This is a genomic window from Leifsonia sp. 2TAF2 (assembly GCF_052115085.1).
Lineage (GTDB): Bacteria > Actinomycetota > Actinomycetes > Actinomycetales > Microbacteriaceae > Leifsonia.
Map to the genome: position 1 here is coordinate 1,726,044 of NZ_JBFRFY010000001.1, position 20,952 is coordinate 1,746,995.

The 20,952-nt window shown below is 69.5% G+C and carries 29 protein-coding genes; 6 read left to right on the plus strand and 23 right to left on the minus strand.

The genetic code is table 11. The features are described 5' to 3' along the window. Positions 1–38 precede the first annotated feature (38 nt). From AB4Z18_RS08310 to AB4Z18_RS08325, 4 genes are read right to left on the minus strand one after another with little or no spacing between them, the layout of a single operon-like run. The gene (locus AB4Z18_RS08310) at positions 39–1,259 is read right to left on the minus strand and encodes an RNA polymerase sigma factor (protein ID WP_441782210.1); all 1,221 of its coding nucleotides are present in this window, start codon (positions 1,257–1,259) and stop codon (positions 39–41) included. Beyond that, positions 1,256–1,585, minus strand: coding sequence for a YciI family protein (locus AB4Z18_RS08315; RefSeq protein WP_441782211.1), 330 nt, complete (start codon positions 1,583–1,585; stop codon positions 1,256–1,258). The genes AB4Z18_RS08310 and AB4Z18_RS08315 overlap by 4 nt, the downstream gene beginning before the upstream one ends. 14 nt (positions 1,586–1,599) lie before the next feature. Next, positions 1,600–2,199, minus strand: coding sequence for a dihydrofolate reductase family protein (locus AB4Z18_RS08320; RefSeq protein WP_441782212.1), 600 nt, complete (start codon positions 2,197–2,199; stop codon positions 1,600–1,602). 51 nt (positions 2,200–2,250) lie between these two features. Further along, entirely contained in the window at positions 2,251–2,757 is a 507-nt protein-coding gene (locus AB4Z18_RS08325; protein WP_441782213.1) for a GNAT family N-acetyltransferase, read from the minus strand. Between the two features lie 46 nt (positions 2,758–2,803). Between AB4Z18_RS08325 and AB4Z18_RS08330 the strand changes: the two genes are divergently transcribed. Continuing rightward, entirely contained in the window at positions 2,804–2,998 is a 195-nt protein-coding gene (locus AB4Z18_RS08330; RefSeq protein ID WP_441782214.1) for a hypothetical protein, read from the plus strand. Positions 2,999–3,028: 30 nt separating this feature from the next. Here the strand turns inward: AB4Z18_RS08330 and AB4Z18_RS08335 are convergent, their stop codons facing one another. Together AB4Z18_RS08335 and AB4Z18_RS08340 are read right to left on the minus strand one after the other, a co-directional pair. Beyond that, the gene (locus tag AB4Z18_RS08335) at positions 3,029–3,778 is read right to left on the minus strand and encodes a nucleotidyltransferase domain-containing protein (protein ID WP_441782215.1); all 750 of its coding nucleotides are present in this window, start codon (positions 3,776–3,778) and stop codon (positions 3,029–3,031) included. A gap of 44 nt (positions 3,779–3,822) precedes the next feature. Then, entirely contained in the window at positions 3,823–4,431 is a 609-nt protein-coding gene (locus tag AB4Z18_RS08340) for a TetR/AcrR family transcriptional regulator (RefSeq protein WP_441782216.1), read from the minus strand. A gap of 76 nt (positions 4,432–4,507) precedes the next feature. Between AB4Z18_RS08340 and AB4Z18_RS08345 the strand changes: the two genes are divergently transcribed. Next, positions 4,508–4,957, plus strand: a complete 450-nt coding sequence (locus AB4Z18_RS08345; protein WP_441782217.1) for an ester cyclase — start codon at positions 4,508–4,510, stop codon at positions 4,955–4,957. 15 nt (positions 4,958–4,972) lie between these two features. On the opposite strand, the gene AB4Z18_RS08350 is transcribed toward AB4Z18_RS08345, so the two are convergent. The 4 genes from AB4Z18_RS08350 to AB4Z18_RS08365 all read right to left on the minus strand — a co-directional run bounded on the left by AB4Z18_RS08350 (position 4,973) and on the right by AB4Z18_RS08365 (position 6,992). Beyond that, positions 4,973–5,587 (minus strand): dihydrofolate reductase family protein, encoded by a 615-nt coding sequence (locus AB4Z18_RS08350; RefSeq protein ID WP_441782218.1) that lies wholly within the window; start codon positions 5,585–5,587, stop codon positions 4,973–4,975. A gap of 5 nt (positions 5,588–5,592) precedes the next feature. Continuing rightward, complete coding sequence (locus AB4Z18_RS08355; protein ID WP_441782219.1) at positions 5,593–6,069, minus strand: SRPBCC family protein; 477 nt, start codon at positions 6,067–6,069, stop codon at positions 5,593–5,595. Further along, entirely contained in the window at positions 6,066–6,449 is a 384-nt protein-coding gene (locus AB4Z18_RS08360) for an ArsR/SmtB family transcription factor (RefSeq protein WP_441782220.1), read from the minus strand. The genes AB4Z18_RS08355 and AB4Z18_RS08360 overlap by 4 nt, the downstream gene beginning before the upstream one ends. Before the next feature lie 84 nt (positions 6,450–6,533). Next, entirely contained in the window at positions 6,534–6,992 is a 459-nt protein-coding gene (locus tag AB4Z18_RS08365) for an SRPBCC family protein (protein ID WP_441782221.1), read from the minus strand. Positions 6,993–7,067: 75 nt separating this feature from the next. On the opposite strand from AB4Z18_RS08365, the gene AB4Z18_RS08370 reads away from it, so the two are divergent. Next, the gene (locus AB4Z18_RS08370) at positions 7,068–7,874 is read left to right on the plus strand and encodes an SRPBCC domain-containing protein (RefSeq protein ID WP_441782222.1); all 807 of its coding nucleotides are present in this window, start codon (positions 7,068–7,070) and stop codon (positions 7,872–7,874) included. A gap of 20 nt (positions 7,875–7,894) precedes the next feature. On the opposite strand, the gene AB4Z18_RS08375 is transcribed toward AB4Z18_RS08370, so the two are convergent. From AB4Z18_RS08375 to AB4Z18_RS08395, 5 genes are all read right to left on the minus strand, one after another. Further along, positions 7,895–8,245: a VOC family protein gene (locus AB4Z18_RS08375; RefSeq protein ID WP_441782223.1), complete on the minus strand. Its 351-nt coding sequence runs from the start codon at positions 8,243–8,245 to the stop codon at positions 7,895–7,897. Between the two features lie 60 nt (positions 8,246–8,305). After that, on the minus strand, positions 8,306–8,860 hold the full coding sequence (locus AB4Z18_RS08380; protein WP_441782224.1) for a dihydrofolate reductase family protein: 555 nt from the start codon (positions 8,858–8,860) through the stop codon (positions 8,306–8,308). Between the two features lie 61 nt (positions 8,861–8,921). Next, the gene (locus AB4Z18_RS08385) at positions 8,922–9,890 is read right to left on the minus strand and encodes an RNA polymerase subunit sigma-70 (protein ID WP_441782225.1); all 969 of its coding nucleotides are present in this window, start codon (positions 9,888–9,890) and stop codon (positions 8,922–8,924) included. Between the two features lie 197 nt (positions 9,891–10,087). Continuing rightward, positions 10,088–10,471, minus strand: a complete 384-nt coding sequence (locus AB4Z18_RS08390; RefSeq protein ID WP_441782226.1) for a YciI family protein — start codon at positions 10,469–10,471, stop codon at positions 10,088–10,090. 79 nt (positions 10,472–10,550) lie between these two features. Further along, a complete protein-coding gene (locus tag AB4Z18_RS08395) occupies positions 10,551–11,294 on the minus strand; it encodes a class I SAM-dependent methyltransferase (protein ID WP_441782227.1) in 744 nt (247 codons plus the stop codon). A 115-nt stretch (positions 11,295–11,409) separates the two neighbouring features. Here AB4Z18_RS08395 and AB4Z18_RS08400 point away from each other — a divergent pair, with 115 nt between their 5' ends. Continuing rightward, positions 11,410–11,640 carry a hypothetical protein gene (locus AB4Z18_RS08400; RefSeq protein ID WP_441782228.1) on the plus strand — a complete coding sequence of 77 codons (231 nt, stop codon included), beginning with the start codon at positions 11,410–11,412 and terminating at the stop codon, positions 11,638–11,640. 18 nt (positions 11,641–11,658) lie between these two features. Here the strand turns inward: AB4Z18_RS08400 and AB4Z18_RS08405 are convergent, their stop codons facing one another. Continuing rightward, on the minus strand, positions 11,659–12,048 hold the full coding sequence (locus tag AB4Z18_RS08405) for a RidA family protein (protein WP_441782229.1): 390 nt from the start codon (positions 12,046–12,048) through the stop codon (positions 11,659–11,661). A 352-nt stretch (positions 12,049–12,400) separates the two neighbouring features. Here AB4Z18_RS08405 and AB4Z18_RS08410 point away from each other — a divergent pair, with 352 nt between their 5' ends. Further along, on the plus strand, positions 12,401–12,889 hold the full coding sequence (locus tag AB4Z18_RS08410; protein ID WP_441782230.1) for an FBP domain-containing protein: 489 nt from the start codon (positions 12,401–12,403) through the stop codon (positions 12,887–12,889). Positions 12,890–12,914: 25 nt separating this feature from the next. Here AB4Z18_RS08410 and AB4Z18_RS08415 read toward each other — a convergent pair whose 3' ends face one another. Next, the gene (locus tag AB4Z18_RS08415; RefSeq protein ID WP_441782231.1) at positions 12,915–13,760 is read right to left on the minus strand and encodes a class II glutamine amidotransferase; all 846 of its coding nucleotides are present in this window, start codon (positions 13,758–13,760) and stop codon (positions 12,915–12,917) included. Positions 13,761–13,905: 145 nt separating this feature from the next. On the opposite strand from AB4Z18_RS08415, the gene AB4Z18_RS08420 reads away from it, so the two are divergent. Next, positions 13,906–14,130 carry a hypothetical protein gene (locus AB4Z18_RS08420; RefSeq protein WP_441782232.1) on the plus strand — a complete coding sequence of 75 codons (225 nt, stop codon included), beginning with the start codon at positions 13,906–13,908 and terminating at the stop codon, positions 14,128–14,130. Here the strand turns inward: AB4Z18_RS08420 and AB4Z18_RS08425 are convergent. The 6 genes from AB4Z18_RS08425 to AB4Z18_RS08450 all read right to left on the minus strand — a co-directional run bounded on the left by AB4Z18_RS08425 (position 14,127) and on the right by AB4Z18_RS08450 (position 20,946). After that, on the minus strand, positions 14,127–14,681 hold the full coding sequence (locus tag AB4Z18_RS08425) for a universal stress protein (protein ID WP_441782233.1): 555 nt from the start codon (positions 14,679–14,681) through the stop codon (positions 14,127–14,129). The genes AB4Z18_RS08420 and AB4Z18_RS08425 overlap by 4 nt on opposite strands. Positions 14,682–14,701: 20 nt before the next feature. Then, complete coding sequence (locus AB4Z18_RS08430; RefSeq protein ID WP_441782234.1) at positions 14,702–15,130, minus strand: VOC family protein; 429 nt, start codon at positions 15,128–15,130, stop codon at positions 14,702–14,704. Between the two features lie 108 nt (positions 15,131–15,238). Next, entirely contained in the window at positions 15,239–16,306 is a 1,068-nt protein-coding gene (locus AB4Z18_RS08435) for a zinc-ribbon domain-containing protein (protein ID WP_441782235.1), read from the minus strand. Between the two features lie 94 nt (positions 16,307–16,400). Next, positions 16,401–17,153, minus strand: a complete 753-nt coding sequence (locus tag AB4Z18_RS08440) for a methyltransferase (RefSeq protein ID WP_441782236.1) — start codon at positions 17,151–17,153, stop codon at positions 16,401–16,403. Positions 17,154–17,276: 123 nt separating this feature from the next. Then, positions 17,277–19,565, minus strand: coding sequence for a glycoside hydrolase family 3 C-terminal domain-containing protein (locus tag AB4Z18_RS08445; RefSeq protein ID WP_441782237.1), 2,289 nt, complete (start codon positions 19,563–19,565; stop codon positions 17,277–17,279). A 61-nt stretch (positions 19,566–19,626) separates the two neighbouring features. Continuing rightward, positions 19,627–20,946 carry an MFS transporter gene (locus AB4Z18_RS08450; protein WP_441782238.1) on the minus strand — a complete coding sequence of 440 codons (1,320 nt, stop codon included), beginning with the start codon at positions 20,944–20,946 and terminating at the stop codon, positions 19,627–19,629. Positions 20,947–20,952: the final 6 nt, after the last annotated feature.

The window sequence follows — 20,952 nt, forward strand, 5'->3', positions numbered from 1 at the left end:
AGAAGACGCCATTCCGTGCATTTCATGACGGGAGCGACTCAAACGTCCCAGGTCTCGGCACGTCGACGCGCGAGGTACGCGACCTCCGCCGTGTTGCCGGCCAGTCCGATGGCGGCGTCGTAGGCCGCTCGGGAGGCGTCGGTCCGACCAAGGCGCGCGAGCAGCCCTGCTCGCGCGGCGTGGTACGCGTGGTACCCGTCCAGCGCAGGGCCGACCTCGTCGATGAGGGCGAGTCCGGCCTCCGCCCCGTCCCGCTCCCCCACGGCGATCGCACGATTCAGGCGCACCACCGGCGACGCGTCGAGCCGGAGCAGCTGGTCGTACAGGGCGACCACCTGAGACCAGTCGGGCGCATCCCCGTCGGTGTGAACGGCATTGATGGCGGCGAGCAGCTGGTAGCGGCCCGGCGCCGTTCCGGTGGCCAGGCGCTCGCGCACGAGAGCGTGCCCTTCCTCGATGAGTGCCGCATCCCATGATCCGCGATCCTGCTGGGCCAGCGGCACCAGCTCCCCCGTAGACGACACTCGCGCGGAACGGCGTGCGTCGGTGAGCAGCATGAGCGCGAGCATCCCCGTCGCCTCGCCGTCGTCCGGCAGGAGGCTGTGCAGCAAGCGGGCCAGCCGGATGGCCTCCGTCGTGAGGTCCTCGCGCACCGGTGCGGTGTCCGGGCCGGTGGCGAGGTAGCCCTCGTTGAAGATCAGGAACAGCACGGCCAGGACGCCGGTCACCCGGCCGGGCAGGTCGTCCGCAGCAGGAACGCGATACGGGATGCCTGCAGCCTGGATCTTCGCCTTGGCCCGGGTGATACGGGCGCCCATTGTGGTCTCCTGCACCCGGAACGCGCGGGCGATCTCCGGCACGCTGAGCCCGCCCACCATCCGCAGGGTCAACGCGACCCGCGCTTCCGCCGCCAGCGCCGGGTGGCAGCAGATGAAGATCAGGCGCAGCCGGTCGTCGTCGATCACGCCGAGTGGCTCGGGCTCCGTCTCGTACACGAGCATCGCCTCCCTGTGTCGTGCATCGCGGGTGCTCTCGCGGCGGATGCGGTCGATCGCTTTGCGGGTCGCGGTGGTGGTGAGCCAGGCGCCCGGTTGCGGCGGGATGCCGTCCACCGGCCAGCGCTCAGCCGCCGTCGCGAATGCCTCGGCTGCGGCCTCTTCGGCAGTGTCGAGGTTGCCGAACCGCTTGGCGAGGGTTGCCACCACCCGCGCCCACTCGTCACGGTGGGCGCGGGTGAGGGCTGCGTGCGCGTCGATCACGGCTCCAGCAGGGGCCGCACCTCGAGCCGGCGATTGCAGGCTTTCGAGCCTTCGCCCATCAGCTTCAGCGCCACGTCGAGGTCGGGTGCCTCGATGATCCAGAAGCCGGCCGCCCACTCCTTGGATTCGAGGAAGGGTCCGTCGGTGAAGACGGGCTCATCCCCCCGGCCATCGATCACGGTCGACACCGTCGGGTCGGCGAGCCCCCCGGCGAACACCCAGTGGCCGCCGGCGCGCAGCTTGTCGTTGAACGCGTCGATGGCGACGGCTTCCTCCTCGGTGCCCGAGCTGCTGCGGCTGTCGATGACATTCACCAGATACTGCATGTTCACTCTCCCTCTCAGTCCGCGTTCCGGGGCTTCGGACCGACGCCCTCGGGGATCTCGCCGTGCACGTGCGGTGCGTACACGAGCTTCTGGGTCCGCCCATCGAGCACGGTCGACTCGAGGAGGTCCAGGTCGAACTCCGCGCCGCCCTGGAACAGGGAGGCGTATCCCGCACGACCGGTGATCGCCGGGAACATCATGATCTCGATCCGGTCGACGAGACCTGCGGCGAGCAGCGCCCGGTTCAACGAGATGCTGCCGTGCGACCGCATCGGAACGTCCGTCGTCCGCTTCAGGCGCTCGATCGCCGTCACGGCGTCTTCGTTGATGACGGTCGAGTTCTGCCACTCCAGCGGCTCCTGGAGGGTGCTGGAGAAGACGATCTTCGGAAGCTCGTTGAGGCTGCCGTAGTACGGCTCGTCGAACAGGGCGACGAACTTCCGGAACTGGCGGAACGTCGTGGCGCCGAACACGAGCACCTGGTCCTGGGCGAAGGTGCGGACGCGGTCCTCTATCACCTCCGGACCTTCCTTGCCCCAGTATCCTGGCCAGCCCTCGGCCGAGCCGTAGCCGTCGACGCTGCAGAAGAAATCGACCGTCAGGGTGGTGCTCATGGTGGTGCTCCCCTTCGTTCGTGCCACCTCCCGTGGGCGGCTTCACTCCTGCTACGAACGCGGCGGCGCCGATTCAACAGTCCGCTCTGAAATATTTGTCGCCTCGACGTGACGCGTGAAGAAGACGCGCTCGAAACCGTCGTCTGCGCGGCGGCCCGTCTCGACGAATCCACGCCGCGGGTAGTACGCCAGGTTCTCGACCATCGTCACGTGCGTGTACAGCCGGACCTCGTCGACTCCGGCTTCCCGGGCACGGTCGTCCGCGATGGCGAGCAGCCGCGCCCCCAGGCCCGTGCCGCGCTCGCTCGCGGAGACGGCGACGTTCTCGACCAGGATGTGATCGGGATGCTGGGACAGGACGAGCAGTCCGACGACCATGCCGTCGCGCCGGGCCACCAGCGCGCGGCCGTCCGCGACGATGGCGGCGTAGTCCTCCAGCAGCGGTCCGGGCTTCCTTCCGATGCGTTCCACGTACGGCTCGTACGCCTCGTGCACGAGCTCCTCCACCGCGGGGACGTCGGCGTCGACGGCGGGGGTGATCTGGATCCGGACGGCCATGCCGATCAGGGTAGAGCACGGGTGCTCTCCGGCGTAGCGTCGAAGCATGCTGATACTGGTGATCGTCCTCGTCGTCCTGTGGGTCATCCTCGCGATCGTGGGGTTCGCCATCAAGGGTCTGCTGTGGCTCGGCATCATCGGGATCGTCCTGGTGCTCGGGACGCTCGTCATCGCCTTCGTGCGGCGCTCGGCGCTGTCTAAGCGCACCGGCGCGAAGCCCAGCCCTCGGCCAAAGCCTTAGGACAGGGGCCTGCGTGGGGCGGCACCTCCGTCACGCGCCCGCCGCCTCCCACACTGGGCGGCAGAGGGCCTCCACGCGGTCGCACACGTGCTGGAGGTCATCGGCTGTCGCGGCGGTGACCATGTCGTCGAGTTCGCGCATCCCGGCGTAGCCGAGCAGCCGCTTCTCGTTCGTGACCCACTCCCCTCGCTCGGCGAGGAGCGCGTGCGCGGTCTGCAGGGCGGCGACGGTGAGGGTGGACACGCACTGCGCGACCCGGCCCGCGGCGGCGTGCGATCGGGCGTAGGACGCGTGCATCCGCGCGTTGCTCGACCACACCCGCGGCGCGTTTCTCCGTAGGGCCGGCGGATAGGACGGCCTCGGGACCTCGCCGTGCAACGGCCGCGCGATCGCCAGCTCGGCCAGCAGTATGTATCCGGGGATGCCCGCCAGATGGAACGCGAGCGGCTCGATGTGCATGCGGCCGGCCTCGGCATCCGCCCACTCACGATCCACCACATCGAGGTCGCGCCAGTGCAGGTCCACGGGGACGCCGTCCACCCGCAGCCAGGCGCCGCCGTTGAAGACTCCCCCGCCCCAGGCGCCCAGCTCGGCGACTTCGCCGGGGTAGCCCAGTGCGCGCACCTCGGCCGGGTCGAAGCGGCCGCGATAGTAGACGCCGAGATCCCAGTCGGAGTCGTCGCGCGCCTCGCCGGTGGCGCGCGAGCCGCCCAGGCTGATCGCTTCGACTCCCCCGATCGCAGCCAGCTGGTCGACGAGGCGCACGAGTGACGGGTCCATGGAGGCGATGCTAGCCGGGCGGCCCGACCGCCGGGCGGCCGGACCTAGCCGCCGAGCAGCTGGGCCACGAGCGTGCCTCTGAGCCACTCCTGAAAACGGGCGGGCGTCCATCCCGAGTTCACGACCAGCTCCTGGTACACGCCCGTCGCGGCGAAGGCGCGGTAGACCGCCTGCGCTTCCGCGAGAGACACCACCAGCACCGGCTCCACGGACGCGATCAGACTGTCCATCACCCGGTTCCGGCCGCGGAGCTTCGACCGCAGCAGTGCCTGCGTCTCCGCGTCCTCGTCCATGGCGCCGTCGAGGATGCGGACCACGTCGAAATCGGTCGAATACAGGACGGTGAGCCAGCGTGCGGCTCCGGCGACCCGTGCACGCTCCTCCGGCTCCTCGAGGATCTCGGCGGCGAGTTCCCGGGCGCGCGCCCGCTCCAGCCAGCGCTCGCAGATGACGTTGAGGATCTCGCGTTTGGCCCCATACGCCGCGTAGACGGTACGGGTTCCGACTCCCGCCTCCTTCGCGATGGCCTCGATGCTCGTGACCGCGTAGCCGTCGCGTGCAAACAGCACCTGCGCGGCTTCGGCGATGCGCTGCCGTGTCTGCTGCGCCTGCTCCTGGCGATAGGACGATCCGGTCTTGACGTCGGCGTTCACGAGATCGATACTAGTGGTGCATTGAGTGCAGTGATACTGCACTCATCGCAGTGAAGGTGCAGACAAGGGAGTTCTCATGATCACCACACACACCGAATCCACCGCACTCCACATCATGGAGCGCATGTTGAGCGAGGGCTTCGCGCACGGCCGAACCGAGGTGGTGGACGAGCTCTGCTCCCCCGATCTGGTCGAGCACCAGTTCGGCCTCTCCGGCACCGGTGCCGATGCCATCGCCAAGGTCAAGAAGGGCATGACCGATGTGCACACGGCTTTCCCCGACCTCCGCTTGACGGTCGGTGACTGGGTCGAGCGCGACGACACCATCTGGGTGCGGGCGGAAGGGTCGGCCACCAACACCGGCCCGTTCTTCGGCCCGCCGACCGCTCTGCCGGTGCAGTTCACCATCATGGATGTCGCACGCATCGAAGACGGCCGGATCGTCGAGCACTGGGGCGTGCCGGACCGCTTCGAGATCCTCATCCGCCTCGGGCGGATCGAAGTGCCGACGGGTCAGCGCCCCTGACTCAGCGCCCCTGATTCATCGCACGTCGTAGGTCAGGTGCGTGGCGTTGCTGGTCACGACCACATCGCGCTGCACGAGTGTTCGCGGGACCGGGTCGCGGAACAGCGGTGTCCCCGATCCCAGCAGGACCGGCGCCAGGTGCAGGACCAGCTCATCCACAAGGCCCCCGTTGACCGCAGAGCCGACGAGCTCGCCACCGCCCATGAGAACCACATCGACGTCCTTCCCGTGCGTCGCGGACACGGCCTCCGCGCTCTCCCGGGCGGCGCCGATGGCGTCGGCCAGACCCGTCGTGACGAACGTCCAGTCGAGTTCGGCGAGCCGGACCGACGCGGGCGCGGACCTGGTCACGACGAAGAACGGCGGCCGGCCCACCTCTTCGGCGCCGTAACCGACCTCGTCGCTCCACCCCTCCGGGCCGTCGACCACGTCGAACAGGGTGCGGCCCATGATGACGGCGCCGGAACGGTCCGTGCCCCGCTGCAGCAGCCTCCGTTCGTCCGGATCGTCGGAGAACGCCCAGGCGTGCAACTGCATACCTCCGTCGCCCATGCCGTTGCGCAGCCCCACATTCGGACCGGCGACGAAGCCGTCGAGCGAGACCGAGATGTCGGCCACTACGCGGGTCATGCCGCTCACCCCCTGGCCAGCAGCTCGTCGAGCTTCTCGTAGCCTTCGACCACGCCGTGCTCCATGCCGGACGCGATCATCTGCTCCAGGGCTTCCTTGGAGGTGAAGACCGAGCGACCGACCAGGCGCGAGCGGTCGTTGCCGAGCGCCTCGAAGCGGGTGCGCTCCAGGCTCACTTCGCCAGGCGCTCCCAGGAACTCGAACGTCTGGATGATCAGCTCGTTCTCGAGCACGGTGTGGATGACGCCGCGGAAGCCGTAGACACCGCCTTCCGGGTCGCGCTGCTCGAAGCCGTAGGCACCGCCGGTGCGGAAGTCCCACTCGGTGATGGTCGTCTCGAGGCGTCGTGGACCGATCCACTCGGCGTACAGCTGCGGGTCGGTGTGGGCGCGGAACAGCGCCTCCACCGGCACGTCGAATTCGCGCGTGAGATCGGCGTACGAGGTGCCGGGGACCGCATCGATGATGACGGGATTGCTCATGATGATTCGTCCTTCTTCTGCTGGGGTGAGGCTGGGGTGGCGTCGCCGCTGGGGCGACCCGGTGAGCGGGCGGCGAGGATGCCGTCGAGCTGCCGGTAGCGCGCTTCCGCGTCGAGGCGGTAGCGGTCGATCCAGGCGGTGAGTTGCTCGAGGGCGGCCGCATCCAGGTGGACGGGGCGGCGTTGCGCCTCCCGCGTCCGCCAGACCAGCGCAGCCGCCTCGAGAACGCTGATGTGCTTCGATACCGCCTGGAGGGTGATCCGGAACGGCTCGGCGAGTTCGCCGACGGTCGCAGGCCCGCGGCTCAGGCGCGCGACCATCGCGCGCCGCACCGGGTCGGCGAGGGCCGAGAACGCCCTGTCGAGTTCGTCATCGTCCACAGTGTTCAACCGTTCGCTTAATCAACTAATTGATTGACTAAGCGTACGACCGGACCAGGCGCGCGTCAACACCTCCCCGCCCACTCAGCCGACGAGGCGCGCCAGGTTCTCCAGCTCGTTGGCGCGGCCGGCCACTAGGCGCTCCGTCCACACCTCGTCGTGCAGCGGCTCCGCCTGCATGACGACACGGGTGCCCTCTTCCGTCGGCACCAGATCGACGACAGTCAGTTGCTCGTACGGGGCGTGGTCGGGCACGAAGTCGATCAGCGACCGGTACGCGATGCGTGTCGGCTCGTCCAGTTCCGTGAAGACCTTGCGGGATTCGGTGCTCAGCGGCATCCCGCTCTGTTCCATGAACGCGACCATCTCGGGTGCGATCGCCGTCATGGTGTAGACCAGCTCTCCCCCGGGTCGGAGCTCCAACGCCGACACGTCGGTGCGGAAGCCGTCCGGCGCCCACCACTGCGCGATACCCTCCGGTGTCGTCCACAGCCGCCAGACCGTGTCGACCGGTGCGGGAATGATTCTCTCGATCGTTTCCATGAGTTTGCTCCTTCGCTCGATCGAACGTTATATTCGTCGTGACGAATGTGTCAAGTACTGAATCGAGGTCACCGGATGGAGCTGACGAACGACGCTGTGCGGCAGGCGCTGGCGACGCTCTCCGAGCCGACGCGCTTCCGCATCCTGAGCATCCTCGCGCAGCGGCCGCACACCGTCGGCGAGGTCGCCGCCGCGATCGGCGCACTGCAGCCGCAGACGACGAAGCACCTTCAGGCGTTGGAAGCGGCCGGCGTCATCCGGATCCACCGCCTCGGCCGACGGCGGCTCGCCAGCGTCGACCGCGAGGTGGTGGCGGCGCTCGCCCACTGGCTCGGGCAGGTGGCTATCCCCTCGCCGGACGACGGGACCCTGGACGAGTACGCCCGGTCCGTCGCGGCCGCCGAAGCGACGGCGGGCGCCGGCGCCGCCGGTCCGACTCTGATTCGGCTGGCGCGCACAGTGCCCGCATCTCGGCAGCGGCTGTGGGCCGCGTGGACCGACCCGTCGGTGCTCGCCCGCTGGTGGGCCCCTCAGCACTTCACGGTGGTGCACTGCCGAATGGATGCCGTCCCCGGCGGTCGGGTCGAGCTCCAGCTGCAGGAAGGCGACGGCGCGCGCTACGCGTCGGCGGGCGTGGTGACGGAGGTGGAGCCCGGTCGGCGGCTCGTCTTCACGCTCGCTCCCGTGGGCGCGGATGGCGAACCGCTGTTCGGCGCCGTCCACGAGGTCGTGCTGTCGGGCGAGGAGCCGTGCGCGCTCGAGCTGACCATCCGCGCCGACGCTCCGACCGAGGCGTCCGCCTCGATGATCGCGGGACTGGAGCCGGGCTGGACGCAACTGCTGGATGCCCTGGAGAAGGTCGTCACCGCGCCGGCCGAGTGAGGCCGCCGGGACGGCTTCCCTCAGCCGGCCGACTCCCACAACTCGAGCGGCAGGCCCTCCGGGTCGTGGATGCGGGCGAAGCGACCGTACTCGCCATCCCACTCGGGCCGCCGCTCGACCGCAATGCCCGCCGCTTCCAGGGAGGCGACCAGGTCATCCAGCTCCGTCACCCGGAGGTTCAGCATCAGAGGCTGATCGGCCGCGAAGTAGTCGGAGTCGGCCGGGAACGGCGCGAACACCGTCATGCCCGCCTCCTGGTGCCACACCGCATTTGACCCGGCGTCGATGCCCAGGTGCTCCCGGTACCAGGCCGCCCTGGCTTCCGGATCGCGGCTGCGGAGGAACACCCCGCCGATTCCCGTCACGCCCACCTCGGGCCTCCCCTCGTCGTGGAACGAAGCTAGCGCATCCAGCGCGGGCTGCTGCTGTGCTCATCCGCGTGCGTCGTACACCGTGAGCGCGACGGGGCCGACCTGCTCGGCGGAGAGCAGGCGAAGCTGCGTCCCGGCGCCGAAGAGCCGCCGACCGGCACCCACCGTGAGCGGGAAGGTCAGCAGGCGGTACTCGTCGACCGCGTCCTTCTCGGCCAGCTCCGTGGCCACCGAGCCGCTGCCGATCACCACCACATCGCGCTCGGGAAGCGTCTCCGCCAGCCAGCGGGTGACATCACTGCCGATCGCCACGGAATTCGACCACGGGTCCTTCGGAAGCGCCCGCCCGGTCACGACCACCTTGCGCGCACGGTTCATGGCCTGCGAGAAGTCATCGTCGCGCGTGGGCCAGAGCGTGGCGAAGTGCTCCCACGTCCGGCGGCCGAAGAGCAGCACCCCGGTCTCCAGGATGCTGCCCAGCCGGAACTTGTCCCCCGCCACGCTCTGCGGCCCGAACCGCATCGCCCAGCCTCCGAACGGCGTGCCGTCGCTGCCGTCCGGATCCTCCACCACGCCGTCCAGCGTGATGAACTGCACTACGATCACTCGTCCCATCGTCCGTCTCCCTCATGTCAATGGATGCTTCACCAGGACATACGGTCGGCGGACCGGAAACTCATCGCTGCGGCAGCGTCGACCTCTCGAACAGCGCGAAGAGGCGCGCATCCTGATAGACGAGGACGTGGCCGATCGCGCCGTCGCTACCGTCGCTGCCTTCGCTGTCAGGGCTGTTGGCGCCGTCGAACAGCTGGACCGTATGCGGCTCGGCGTTGTCGCCGGTGCCGCGGTAGAGCAGGAGGCCGCTCTGGCCGTTCGCCGTGATCGGCGTCGTCGACCACGCGGTTCCCCGCCAGTCGAACAGGTGCGCCATGAAGGCGGCGTACGGTGCGCGGCCGAGCGACCAGTCCGGCACGGGCGGCATCTCGAACACCACATCGTCCGCAACCAGAGACGCGAGCGCCGCGAGGTCGGCCCGCTCGATGGCGGTGGCGTACCGTTCGACGGCGTCGGAGGCCAGCGGATGGGCGCGCCGCGTGCCCGCCCGGATCGCCGCCCGCGCACGCTGAAGCGACGAGTTCGCCGACGCTATCGAAACCTGGAGGACGTCCGCCGTCTCGGCCGCGGAGAGCCCGATCACGTCGCGCAGCACGAACGCCCCGCGCTGCGTCGGCGAGAGCGCCTGCAGCATGGCGGTCACCGCGAACCGCACCTCCTCGCGGCGCTCGGCCGACGCTTCGGCATCCGAGCCGCCCATCCACCCGGATGGCGCCGGAAGCAGCCACGGCACGTCGAACGCCGGGACAAGCGGCGCCCCGGCCTCCAGGCCTGGGTCCCGCAGGTCCCGCGGGAGCGGACGGCGAGGCGTCTCGCGCAACCGGTCCACGCACACGTTGTGCGCGACCCGATACGCCCAGGTCGCGAACGACGCACGGGCGGGATCGAACGAGTCGCGGGAGCGCCAGAGTCGCTCCATCGCATCCTGAACCGCGTCCTCCGCCTCGAACGGCGAGCCCAGCAGCTGGTACGAGAACGCCAGCAGCCCACGACGGACGCCCTCGAGTTCTGCCTCGCCGAACGCCGCCATGGGCCGATCCTAATGAGTCGCCAGTGGGCCACCCGTCAACTCTTGACGGTTTCTGTCCTCCGAATTGAGGACACCCCCACCCGCCGGATAGCGTGGTGAGTACCCGGGGATGCCGCCCCAAGCGGAAACGAATTCGTGAACGAAGACGTCTCAACCCGACGTGGACGGAACGGCATCCCGGGAAACCCCCTCAGTGCTCAGACCCCGCTCATCCCGGTCTCTCCCGCACTGTGATCGACCAGCGGCTGAACTTGGACACCGCTGTGATCGTGCCGGGCCTCCGCGAGCCCCGAGGCGAGAGCGACCGCGGCCGCCTGGTCGGGGACGTCGATCACGTAGAAGCCGCCGACGACTTCCTTGGCCTCGGTGAACGGCCCATCGACCGCGACCGGCTCGCCGTCCTCTCCGCGCCGCACCGTGACGGCCGTCGCCGAGCCCTGCAGCTCGCCCGACGCGAGAACGGCATCCCCCGCCTTCGTCCGGAACTCGCGGTGCGCGGTGTCGATCTCGGCACGCTCGGACGCCGACATCGCATTCCAGCGCTTCTCGTCGCCCTGGATCAGGATGATGAATTCACTCATGGTGTAGCCCTTCGTCGTGGTGGATGATCTCCTGACATGACGTCGAACGGAAGCAGCGCGAATCGACAGCGGGCACCGGTCAGGCGACCCGGTCGAGCACGATGAGCGGCGTCAGGTAGTGCTCGGTCACGGTCCCGCCGAGGTCGCGCGCCGCGTGTGCCGCCTCGTCAGCCTCCTCGGGCGTCCAGTCGCTGAAGGTCGTGAAAAGGGCGCGGACGGCATCCTCGTCGAGGTCGATCGTCCAGCGGAACTCGTCCATCTTCGCCACCTCGAACAGCCCACCCGCCTCGAGGAGGCGCGCCCACTGCGTCGTGTCTGACTCCCCCGGAACCGGCCGCGGTGGGGCGTTGCGCCGTGCGACGATTTCCTGCATCCGTCGCCGGAACGGCGTGGGCGGCACCGAGTCATCGCCGTAGGCGTTCCGCCACACGGCGAGGCGGCCGCCCGGCGCGAGGGCCGCGTGCAGCTTCGGCAAGACCACGTCCAGGTCGAACCAGTGCACGGCCGTCGCGATCGTGACCAGGTCGAACGCTGCCGGCGGGAGGTCGGCGTCCTCCGCCGACGTCCGGAGGACCCGGACGGACGGGAGTCGCTCCCGAAGGCGCGCGGCCAGAGCGGCACCCGGCTCGATGGCGGTGACGTCCATCCCGGCGCTCACCAAGGCGTGGGTGGCCTGCCCGGTGCCCGCGCCCACGTCGAGCGCGCGCTTCCCCTCGGTCAGCAGGCCGAGAGACGTCAGCCGATCCCAGAGCGGGTCGGGATACGGCGGCCTGGCATGGTCGTACAGGTCGGCATGCCGGTCGAAGTGCATCGGGTCGGGCATGGATGCGACTGTACCCGCGGCGGAGCCGTCAGGCTTGTGAGGTCGTGAGTCCGACCGGGGCTGGTCGAGGACGTCGCTCGGGTAGATGATGCGTTCACGACCTGGAAGGACGCTCATGGACAACGCAGCAGACCGCGACGGAACCTCGAACGGCGCGGAGTATCCGGACGACGCGGGATACCCGGACGGCGCCGGGACTCTCGACGAGGGCACCGGTGCCTTCCGCACGGGACCGACGGGCGACGAGGCGGCCGATGACGGCGGCCGCGACGACACGGGCCAGGAGGGCGAAGAGATCGTCGAGGAGCTGACGGAGTTCGACGCGCCCGACGCGCGCGACGAATAACGGCGGGCTGGCGCCGCGTCAGCTCGGGACGGCGGCGACCGCCTCGATCTCGACCAGCGCGCCCGGCCGGGCCGGAGCGACCGTCAGCACGGTGACCGCTGTCCGGTGATCGCCCCAGACGGTCCGCGTGGCACCGTACGCGTCGGTCGGGTCGATCCCGGGCGCCAGGTGGATGGTCAGCTTGGCGACGTGCTCCGGTCCGCTTCCGGCCTCGGCGAGCACGAGCAGCAGGTTGCGCAGCGCCTGCTCGGTCTGTGCCTGCAACCCGTCGAGTAGCGCGCCCTCCGCATCCACGCCGTTCTGACCCCCGACGAAGAGGATGGGGCCGGCGGGCACGATCATCCCCTGCGCGAAGGCCGGGCTTCGGTACAGCTGCGGCGGATCGACCGCGATCGGAGTGTCGGACATGGCGCCCCCTTGTTCTCTGGCGTGTGTTCCTGGTGTCGCATCCACTCTCCCGCCGACCACCGACATCCGTACGGGCGTGCCACGCCGGGCCGTACTGAGAACAGGACCGGCAGGTAGAGTGGTGGGGTGAACCCGCTCGTCTCTCAGCCCAGTGCGCCCTCTGCGGTCGCCGGGCGTCTGGAGGTCGTCGGCGCGTCTCGCGCCGGCGCGAGATAGCGCTGTCCCCTTCTCGGTGATTCCGCGCGCCCTCGGGCGCGACCCCGCCGCAGCGGCATGCCCGCCGGCGGTTCTCTCCGGCATCGGCCTGCCCGCGGCAGGCCGACCCATCGTCACGACAGACAGGCGTTCATCCATGCTTCCCCTGACCGAGCAACAGCTCCGCTCCTCCTTCGTCAACGCGTCCCAGCGTGAACGCAAGGAGCTCACCCTCCCCGACCTGGCGCAGGTGCGCTGGGACGACATCGACTACCTCGGCTGGCGCGACCGCAAGCTGCCCGGCCAGGGCTACGTGGTCGTGCAGATCGACGGCGAACCCGTCGGCGTCCTCCTGCGACAGGCCGAAGGACGGACCCGCTCCCGGCCGCAGTGCTCCTGGTGCGAGGACGTCCACCTGCCGAACGACGTCGTCTTCTTCATCGCCAAGCGCCCCGGAAAAGCCGGACGGAACGGCAACACCCTCGGCACCCTGGTCTGCGCCGAGTTCCAGTGCTCCGCGAATGTGCGCAAGCGCCCGCCCACCGCATACGTCGGCTTCGACGTCGAGGCGGCACGCCTCCGGCGCATCGACGCCCTGCGCGAGCACGTCGATGCGTTCGTCCGCCGGGTTCAGGCTGACGACTGAACCCGGCCCTGGAGGCGGTGGCGGCTCAGACCGCCACCGCCTCCATGAAGGGCTCATGGTGGTAGCCGGAGTCGTCCAGGATCGCGACGGTCGACTCAGGCACTTCGACGAAAGTCCCCGGGAGGTCGCTGAACGGCTCGGAGACGACGACTTTCGCCTTATCTCCGAAGATCTGGAGCCGTTCCGCGTCCGGGTAGAGCTCACGCAGCTCCGGAACCGCCACCGAGTGGAACAGGCTTCTGGTGTTGTGCGAAGTGGAGTACCGGAACGCCCACAGCGTGTGTCCATCGCTCACCGCGACGGTGCCCTGCATGGGGAAGCTGATGCCCTTTTCGTGGCCCACCTTCTCCACCATCTGAACCGCCCGGCTGAGGCCTGCCACCGGGTCATCCCTCAGGCCCAGGGTGAGCGCGAGGTAGAACAGCACCTCAGTGTCGGTGGTCCCATGGATGAGCGGGTACAGCGACGGGTCGACCGCGAACGCGAGGTCGCGCTTCATCTCGCTGAACCCGTCGAGGAAGCCATTGTGCATGAACAGCCAGTTCTCGTACCGGAAGGGATGGCAGTTGGTCTGCTGGATCGGCGGACCGGCCGCCGCGCGGACGTGCGCGAAGAACAGCGGACTGGCGATCGCACCGGTCAGCTCGCGCAGGTTCTCGTCGTTCCAGGCCGGCTCGATGCTGTGGTACAAAGCCGGGATGTTGCCGTGCGACGGGTCCTCGGGGTACCACCCGATGCCGAAACCGTCGCCGTTCACGGTCTCTACCCCGAGTTCGGAGTTGAGAGATTGGGCGACCAGCGAATGCTGGCTGTTGAGGATGATTTCCGAGGGCTTCAGGGGCTCCCCGGTATACGCAAGCCAACGGCACATGAATGACCTCCTCGTCCTGGGTGGACGGGCTGAACATATCCCGCGCGAGGACCGTTCGGGAATACAGCAAATCGAAGCATCGACCACCGTTCGGGATCGTTGTCAAGCGCTGGCCCTGGACTCACCGGTCTACTTGGCTGGGCTTATGAAAACGCACGCGCGCTTCCTCCGGCAGGGGCTGGAGGTGTCGGAGATCTCGGACCACGAGTGGAGGGTCAGCGACACTCGGGTCGCGGCGGTCGGCGCGCCTCCCGTGGTGGGCTTCATCCTGCAGCTGGATGCGATGTTCGAGGTGACGCAGATCGGGCGTCCCGGCCAGCGCAGCTACTTCCGCTCCTTCGACGCTGCGCTCGACGCGCTCCACTCCTAAGCGAGGGTCGGCCGGCCGCGCTCCTTCGTCGGCACGGGAACCACGACCACGGGTACGAGCTGGTCGTGCGCGAGCCGCGCGGCGACGGATCCGGCGAGCCGGTCTTCGACCGCATTCGCGAAACCGCGCCGCCGGGTGCCGACGACGATCAGCCGCGCCTCCACCTCGGCCGCGAGCCGGGCGAGGGCTTTGGCGGGATCGCCCGCGAGCAGCCGCAGCGACCAGACGGTGATGTCGGATGCGTCCAGCACCTCCGCAACGGCGGCCGTGAGGGCGAGCACGGCCTGCCCCTCCCCCGCACCCACCTCCGTGGGGTGCAGCGATTCGCCGGCGACCGTGTCCGGCTTGTCCCACTCCGTCAGGTAGCTGTCCTCACTGACGTACCCGCACAGCAGTGGCCGGCCGAGCTCGGCGGCCAGGCGAGCGGCCTCCTCCACCACCGTCCGGGCCTGCCCGCGGAGGACGCCGACCACGACGGCGCCCGCCGTCTGCGGCGACTCTTCGTCGGCGTCCGTCACATCCGCGGCGGGTACCGACCCGTTCTCGTCCACGTCCCCGCCGGGCCAGTCGCCTAGCCCGCGGACGCCTGCGGAGCCCCAGCGATGTTCACCAGCCACTGGATGCCGAAGCGATCGACCGCCATGCCGAAACTGTCGCCCCACGGCGCCTTGGCGAGCTGCTCGACCACGGTGCCGCCGTCGACGAGCTTCTCCCAGTACCCGGTGAGCTCCGCTTCATCGTCGCCGCTCAGGGAGATGCTGATGTTCGTTCCCTCGTTGAAGTCCATGTGGGCGGGCACGTCGGCGGCCATCAGGGTGAAGCCGGCTGGAGAGGTCAGCTGCGAATGCATGATCAGGTCGTTGTCGGCCGGGTCTTGCGCCATCTGGTATTCGGCGAAGGTGCTGCGCTGCACCTCCCCGCCGAAGACGGACTGGTAGAAGTCCATCGCCTCGCGTGCGGACGCACGGAAGTTGAGGTACGGGTTCAATGTCGACGGCATGGTGGGTCCTCCTCGTGAGAGCGTGTGGATGCCGGTTCGCCGCCCAGCGTAGCCACGGGTGCGCGCCGGGTACCAGAGTGCGGATGCGCGAAAATGCGCACACACCGCTCAGCGCAGGTAGGCCGCCACGAACAGGTCTCCGCGGATCTCCCCCAGCCGCCCCAGGATGCGCTCGACCAGCGTGTCGCTGACGGCTCCGGCCGTCACGTCGTACGGTCCGATCGGCTGCAGCTTCCCACAACGCACCCGCACCACCTCCCAGCCGGCCGCCCGCAGCAGGCGGTCTTTACGCCGGTCCGAGGCCTCCCTCGGCCCGACGTGCTCCAGCCCGTGCCGCCCGGTGGTGTCGTACTCGATCGCGACTTTGAGGTCCGGCAGCAGGATGTCGGGCCACACCTCGAGGTGGGAATGGAACGGTTTCGCGACGCGGACCGCATTCATCCCCAGGTCGAGCTCCAGGCGAGCGGCGAGGCGCCGCTTCAGTTCGGGCTCCGCCGCGGAGGCCGGCACAGGCGCCCAGCGGCTTACGAACGCCTCCCCCACCGCCACCGAGTCCGCCCCGCCCCGCGCGTGACGACACACCGGGCACCGTCGCCCGCCGAGGATCCGCTCGATGTTCGCCTGATAGGTCGGATGTCCGGCCTCGCACTGCCAGGAGTGCTTCGTCGCCGTCCCGTTGTCGGCCGAGACCGCGACGCGCGAGCCGGGCGCCGCCATGCTCACCAGCTGCTCCCGGGTGATCGATTCGCGGTCGAGCCGGCGGCAGAGGTAGCAGCGGTCATCGGCGGGGTCGTTCTCGATCCTCCGCAGATCGCGCACATGGCCGCAGACGTGGACGCCGGCGTCGGGTTCCGGGGTGCGCACTGGGCGCGGCGCCGCCGCCTCGAAGCACTGCGGGCACCACACCGACCGACGCCGCGTGCCCCCGGGCCGCGACCGCTGCTCCTCGGGCGTCGCCACGAACCGGTGGCCCGAGTCGCACTCCCACACCAGATAGACGTCGGCGGCGGGAGGCACCTGTGTCAGGGTGATGCCGTGATTGAGGTCGGGATGGTACTGCCGGATGAGCACCGGATACCGCTCCCAGTCGCTGCGGTAGCTGCCGATCGGGTACGGCACCGCGACGCCCTTCGACCACTGGCGGCGTGCCCACCACTGTTCGACGCTCTCCGGCACCAGCGATCCCTTCTCCCGCAGCCAGCGTAAGCGGGACCACCGTCATCGGGCTCTCACCGCATCCCGCGCCGCATCCCGCGTTCGCCACATCCGTTCAGAGTACGAACGGGATCAGCGCGCGCCGCTCCGGCGGATAATCGTCGAACGTCTCCCGGTACCACCGGTGGTTCGCCATCGCGCGCGGAGCCAGGTTGGCGATCGTGTACAGCGCGAACGCCGTTCCGGCGAGCGACCAGGTAGCGATGGCCCAGCCCGTCCACTCGACCATTTCGCCGAGGTAGTTGGGGCTCGACACGTACCGGAAGCCTCCGCCGCTCGGGATGCGGTAACCGCCGCCGGCGCGACGCAGCCGCCGCAGCGTCCGGTCCGACCGCGCGTTCAGCGCGAGTCCTCCCGCGAACAGCACCACGCCGATCCAGAACCGTGGATCGGAGAGCCAGGCGACGGGGTACGTCCCGTACTCCGAGATCCAGCGCGCGTTCACCCAGGCGTTCAGCACGTTGAACCCGATCGCGAGCAGCATCACGAGCACCGGCATCCGCGAACCCGAGCGCGTCAGGAACGGATAGACGAACGCGCGGTAGACGTAGTGGACGAGCCAGAGCGCGAGGAACAGCAGCGGCACCAGCTCCGCCCGGTGCGACCCGAGCAGGTAGAAGACGACGAAGAGGATGGACGCGGGCGCCTCCATGACGACCCAGCCGACGCGCGCGGGGACGGTCGGCCCCCATCCCGCGCGACCGTGCCGGCCGCCGTACGGCGCCACCACGAACTGCAGGGCGATGTAGGTGACCGCTGCCAGCGCCAACTCGGCGTAGACGAACCAGCGGTACGCTCCCTCGGGCATGCGGTCAGGCTAGCAATGCCTGGCGACGTCCGCCCTTTTTCATCGCCTACTTGACGCGACACGCCGTCGGAGCGGGTGCCCCGACGGCGTGTCGTGTCAACTGGATGCGCGATGCGCGATGCGCTACTGCTGCGGGGCGTTGGCGGCGGCCAGGAGGCCGTCGATCATCTCCGGAGTGACCTGGCCTCCGGCCATCATGCCGATCCGGCCGATCGGGAACGACGCCATCATCCGTTCCATCGAGACGCCCTCCGGCATGATCGAGGATGCGCCCTCCAGCATCTGCGACATGCCGGCCAGTGCTCCCTGCACCAGCGGGCCGGCGACGGGATGCGCGAGCACCTCGCCGAGCGACGACTCCCGCGTCAGCGGCAGCCGCAGCGCGTCGCCCTCGACTGCGACGGTGACGGAGGACCGCAGGTCACGGCTCGACGCCCCCACCTCGACCACGTAGTCGCCGCCCTCGACCAGCCAGCGCTCGGCGCGGAGGTCCCAGTACTGCAGGTCCTTCCGCCGCACGACCACGACCACCTCACGCGAGGCGCCCGGCTCGAGCTCCACCGACGCGAAGCCCTTGAGCTCGCGCGGCGCCCGCTGAACGCGGGATCCCGGCAGCGACGTGTACACCTGCACGACATCACGCCCGGCGCGGTCGCCCGTGTTGGTGACGGTGACCCGCACCTCCAGGTCGCCGCCGTCCGTGACGGAGACCCGGGCCGCGTCGTACCCGAACGTCGTGTACGAGAGCCCGTGGCCGAACGGGTACTCGACCTCCATCCGCCGCGCGTCGTACCAGCGGTAGCCCACGAACAGGCCTTCGCCGTAGCGGACGTGCCCCTCCTCCCCGGGGAAGTTGAGGAACGCGGGGGTGTCCTCCAGTCGCAGTGGGATGGTCTCGGTGAGCTTGCCCGACGGATTCACCACCCCAAACAACACGTCGGCGGTCGCGGAGCCGCCCGCCTGGCCGAGCAGCCATCCCTCCACGATCGCCGGCACGCGCCGCGTGAACGGGACGGTGACCACGCCGCCGTTGGACAGCACGACGACCGTCCGCGGGTTGGCCGCGGAGACGGCGTCGATGACGGCCAGCTGGTCGGCCGGCAGGTCGATGTCGTCGCGATCGTAGCCTTCCGATTCGAGCCGCGCCGGGAGACCCGCGAAGACGACGGCCACGTCGGCGGCGGATGCGGCAGCCACGGCCTCGTCGCGCAGGCGCGCGGTCTCGGCGGGGTCCGGCTCGGCAGCCAACGTGAAGCCGGGCGCGTAGGCCGCCTCGCCGGCCGCCGCGCGGATCGCCGTCAGCGCATCATCCACCCGCGTCGGGTTGATCATCGACGAGCCCGCGCCCTGGTAGCGCGGCTTCTCGGCGAAGGCGCCGATCACCGCGATCGAGCGGCCGGTCGTCAGCGGAAGGAGCGGCTCGCCGTCCACCGGCTCGTTCTTCAGCAGCACGATCGACCGCGCGGCGGCCTCGCGGGCGAGGGTGTGGTGTGCCTCGACATCGAGCGGTCCCTCCACCCGCGGAGTGGCCGCCCAGCGGGTCGCCAGCGACGCCACCCGCTGCGCCGACGCATCCAGAAGCGCCTCGTCCAGCGAACCGTCGGAGACAGCTGCGACGACTTTCGCATCCGTCTGTCCTCCGTTCCCTGGCATCTCGAGATCGAGACCCGCGCGCAGGGCGGCGACGCGATCGGAGACCGCGCCCCAGTCCGACACGACCAGGCCCTCGAAGCCCCACTCATCGCGCAGTACGTCCGTGAGGAGCCAGCGATTCTCCGAGGCGAAGACGCCGTTGATGCGGTTGTAGGAGCACATCACGGTGTGCGGCTGTGCGTCCTCGACCACCCGCTGGAAGGCGCGCAGGTAGATCTCGCGCAGCGGCCGCGGGTCGACGTCGGAGGAGGACCGCATCCGGTCGTCCTCCTGGTTGTTCGCCGCGAAGTGCTTCAGCGACGCGCCGACGCCCTTCGACTGGATGCCGCGCACGAGAGCCGCGCCCAGAACGCCGGAGACGATCGGGTCCTCGCTGAGGTACTCGAAGTTACGGCCGCACAGCGGCGAACGCTTGATGTTGATGCCGGGGCCCAGGATGACGGCGACGTCCTCGATCGACGACTCGACGCCGAGGGCAGCACCGACGCGCTCGACCAGCTCGACGTCCCACGAGGAGCCGAGGGCGACGGCCGGCGGGAAGCACGTGGCGGGAACGCTGTCGCCGATCCCGAGGTGGTCGCCTCCCTCCCGCTGCTTGCGGAGTCCGTGCGGGCCATCGGTGAGCATGACCGACGGGATGCCCGCGCGCTCCACTCCCTTGGTTCGCCAGAAGCTCGCGCCGCTGGTGAGCGACGCCTTTTCCTCGGTGGTGAGGCCGGTGACGTCGGCGGCCGGGCCGTGCGTGATCGTGTCGGTCATGTGTTTCCTTCCGTGCGGAACTGTGCGGTGATGGATGCGTCGCGGCCGGCGCGCGAGCGGGTCAGCGGGTCGCCTTGATCGGCCACACGGCCAGTGCACCCAGGATGCCGAGGACGATGGCCACGGGGAAGAGCCCCACGAAGCCGAACGCCAGGACGATAGCTCCGGCGACGCCCGGCGCGAGCGTCTGCGGCAGGGTCGCCGCGATGTTGACAACGCCCAGGTCTTTCGCGAAGGACTTCGCCGACGGGAGCACCTCGCTCATGAGCGCCGTGTCGACCGCCTGGAACATCCCGAATCCGAAGCCCGCGATGATCGTCATGACGAACCAGGCGGTGATGTCCGGCCAGATCCAGGGGATCAGGAAGGCGAGGCTCACGACGGCCGCCGACGCGAAGACGAACGGCTTGCGGCGGCCGACCCGGTCGGAGAGCGGCCCGGCGACGAGGGTCGACACGATGATGCCGACAAGGCTGAGCAGCCCGAGCAGCGGGATGACCTGCTCCGGATGAGCGATGTGGAAGTAGTCGGTGAGGAAGAACAGCTGGTACCCGGTCACGGCGAAGTAGCCGGTATAGAGCAGGAGCCGGCCGGTGAACGCCCAGAAGAAGTCGGGATGCGCGATCGGGTTGACCCAGAACGTCTTCAGGAACTCGGTCATCGTGAATGGCTCCCGCTGCAGCTGACGGCTGGAGTAGTCCGGGTTCGCGAGCACGAAGAGGCTGAGCATGACGAGGGCGAAGACTGCGAAGAAGATGTAGCCGACGGCGATGCTGTTGAAGAACAGGGACCCGACAATCGATCCGCCGAGCGCGCCGACCATCAGTCCGATGCCCATGAGGGCCGCGAACGTGCCTCGTCGCTTGAGCGGGACACGGTCGGGCATCACCGCCGTCAGGGGCCCCTGGGCGAAGTTGAACGAGATCTGCACGAGGGTCCAGGCGATGATCACGCCGATGAACGACCCGGCGAACGCGAGTCCGACGAGAGAGAGCCCGCCGGCGAGTGCTCCGATGATGATCCACGGGGCCCGCCGGCCGAAGCGCGAACGCGTGCGGTCGGAGATCTGCCCGGCGATCGGCTGCGCGACCATGGCGGCGAACGCGCCGATGGTGGCGACGATGGCCAGGTTGGCGACCTTGTCCTCCTCGCCGAACAGCACGGTGATCTGCTGCGGGAGCAGGATGCCGGGGACGGCTCCCCAGATCAGGTAGATGCCGATATTGGCCGGGATGATCCACGCCATCAGGCGCCGGAGGCCGTTGAGCGGCGTGGGCGGGTCGTCGCTGCCGGAGGCGGTACCGACGAAGGTGTTCGTCGTGATGGGACGGACGGGTTCGGCGACCGGGTCGCCGGTCGGCACGGAGGTGTCTGACGTCATTGTCGA

Bases quoted from the DNA above. Each gene is read 5' to 3' on its own strand.
- AB4Z18_RS08330 (WP_441782214.1), top strand. From the start codon at position 2,804: ATGCTGATACTGGTGATCGTCCTCGTCGTCCTGTGGGTCATCCTCGCG.
- AB4Z18_RS08440 (WP_441782236.1), bottom strand. From the start codon at position 17,153: ATGCCCGAGGGAGCGTACCGCTGGTTCGTCTACGCCGAGTTGGCGCTG.
- AB4Z18_RS08415 (WP_441782231.1), bottom strand. From the start codon at position 13,760: ATGTGCCGTTGGCTTGCGTATACCGGGGAGCCCCTGAAGCCCTCGGAA.
- AB4Z18_RS08450 (WP_441782238.1), bottom strand. From the start codon at position 20,946: ATGACGTCAGACACCTCCGTGCCGACCGGCGACCCGGTCGCCGAACCC.
- AB4Z18_RS08345 (WP_441782217.1), top strand. From the start codon at position 4,508: ATGATCACCACACACACCGAATCCACCGCACTCCACATCATGGAGCGC.
- AB4Z18_RS08395 (WP_441782227.1), bottom strand. From the start codon at position 11,294: ATGCCCGACCCGATGCACTTCGACCGGCATGCCGACCTGTACGACCAT.
- AB4Z18_RS08385 (WP_441782225.1), bottom strand. From the start codon at position 9,890: ATGGCGGCGTTCGGCGAGGCAGAACTCGAGGGCGTCCGTCGTGGGCTG.
- AB4Z18_RS08445 (WP_441782237.1), bottom strand. From the start codon at position 19,565: ATGACCGACACGATCACGCACGGCCCGGCCGCCGACGTCACCGGCCTC.
- AB4Z18_RS08405 (WP_441782229.1), bottom strand. From the start codon at position 12,048: ATGTCCGACACTCCGATCGCGGTCGATCCGCCGCAGCTGTACCGAAGC.
- AB4Z18_RS08350 (WP_441782218.1), bottom strand. From the start codon at position 5,587: ATGACCCGCGTAGTGGCCGACATCTCGGTCTCGCTCGACGGCTTCGTC.
- AB4Z18_RS08320 (WP_441782212.1), bottom strand. From the start codon at position 2,199: ATGAGCACCACCCTGACGGTCGATTTCTTCTGCAGCGTCGACGGCTAC.
- AB4Z18_RS08420 (WP_441782232.1), top strand. From the start codon at position 13,906: ATGAAAACGCACGCGCGCTTCCTCCGGCAGGGGCTGGAGGTGTCGGAG.
- AB4Z18_RS08380 (WP_441782224.1), bottom strand. From the start codon at position 8,860: ATGGGACGAGTGATCGTAGTGCAGTTCATCACGCTGGACGGCGTGGTG.
- AB4Z18_RS08400 (WP_441782228.1), top strand. From the start codon at position 11,410: ATGGACAACGCAGCAGACCGCGACGGAACCTCGAACGGCGCGGAGTAT.
- AB4Z18_RS08325 (WP_441782213.1), bottom strand. From the start codon at position 2,757: ATGGCCGTCCGGATCCAGATCACCCCCGCCGTCGACGCCGACGTCCCC.
- AB4Z18_RS08410 (WP_441782230.1), top strand. From the start codon at position 12,401: ATGCTTCCCCTGACCGAGCAACAGCTCCGCTCCTCCTTCGTCAACGCG.
- AB4Z18_RS08390 (WP_441782226.1), bottom strand. From the start codon at position 10,471: ATGAGTGAATTCATCATCCTGATCCAGGGCGACGAGAAGCGCTGGAAT.
- AB4Z18_RS08430 (WP_441782234.1), bottom strand. From the start codon at position 15,130: ATGCCGTCGACATTGAACCCGTACCTCAACTTCCGTGCGTCCGCACGC.
- AB4Z18_RS08355 (WP_441782219.1), bottom strand. From the start codon at position 6,069: ATGAGCAATCCCGTCATCATCGATGCGGTCCCCGGCACCTCGTACGCC.
- AB4Z18_RS08365 (WP_441782221.1), bottom strand. From the start codon at position 6,992: ATGGAAACGATCGAGAGAATCATTCCCGCACCGGTCGACACGGTCTGG.
- AB4Z18_RS08315 (WP_441782211.1), bottom strand. From the start codon at position 1,585: ATGCAGTATCTGGTGAATGTCATCGACAGCCGCAGCAGCTCGGGCACC.
- AB4Z18_RS08370 (WP_441782222.1), top strand. From the start codon at position 7,068: ATGGAGCTGACGAACGACGCTGTGCGGCAGGCGCTGGCGACGCTCTCC.
- AB4Z18_RS08335 (WP_441782215.1), bottom strand. From the start codon at position 3,778: ATGGACCCGTCACTCGTGCGCCTCGTCGACCAGCTGGCTGCGATCGGG.